This is a genomic window from Pseudomonas sp. F01002, assembly GCF_004402115.1.
In the GTDB taxonomy this organism is placed as follows: domain Bacteria; phylum Pseudomonadota; class Gammaproteobacteria; order Pseudomonadales; family Pseudomonadaceae; genus Aquipseudomonas; species Aquipseudomonas frigoris.
The window spans coordinates 1-488 of record NZ_SOPU01000060.1 but is presented as its reverse complement, the minus strand read 5'-3'; the positions used below and the strand labels follow the sequence as shown (position 1 = coordinate 488).

The following is a 488-nucleotide window of genomic DNA, read 5'->3' as shown; positions in this document are numbered from 1 at the left end:
GGTTCCAGAGCCAGCAAATGAAGCGCCTGCATGGCCCGGCATTTCATCGCGGGAATTCCGAGAGGTCTCGTCTTGCCGTTTTTCTTCGGAATAAGCACTCTCCGAAGCGGAAGCGGCGAGTAGCCTCGCCGCTTCAATGACGCTATCGCACCGATCTTGGCCCCTGGTGTATTCCAAGTGACCTTGTCCACACCGGGGGTGTTTTTGCCTTTGTTTTCAGACACCCGTTTCACGGCCAATACTTTGCCGCTGAACGAGTGAGTCAGCAGCCATTGCAGGGCTTTCGCTTTGTTATGCCTGCCTTCTTGTACAGCCTTCACAATACGCGCTTGCAGCCCTCTTACTCGACGTTGAGCGTCGGCCCAACTGATGCCGTTCCACGACGTGCCGGAAGGTGCACACGCCAATGCTGCTGCGTTCATTTGCTCTCCTTCCGTTGAAAGGGTTCTACACACTCTCTTGTGAAGAGAGACCATGAGGACGTCTGC

The 488-nt window shown here is 55.3% G+C and carries 1 protein-coding gene; it reads right to left on the bottom strand.

The genetic code is table 11. From position 1 onward, the window contains the following. Window positions 1–422 (bottom strand): reverse transcriptase N-terminal domain-containing protein (locus E3W21_RS28770; protein ID WP_178084157.1); only part of this gene is annotated, 422 nt, incomplete at its 3' end. Window positions 423–488 lie beyond the last annotated feature (66 nt).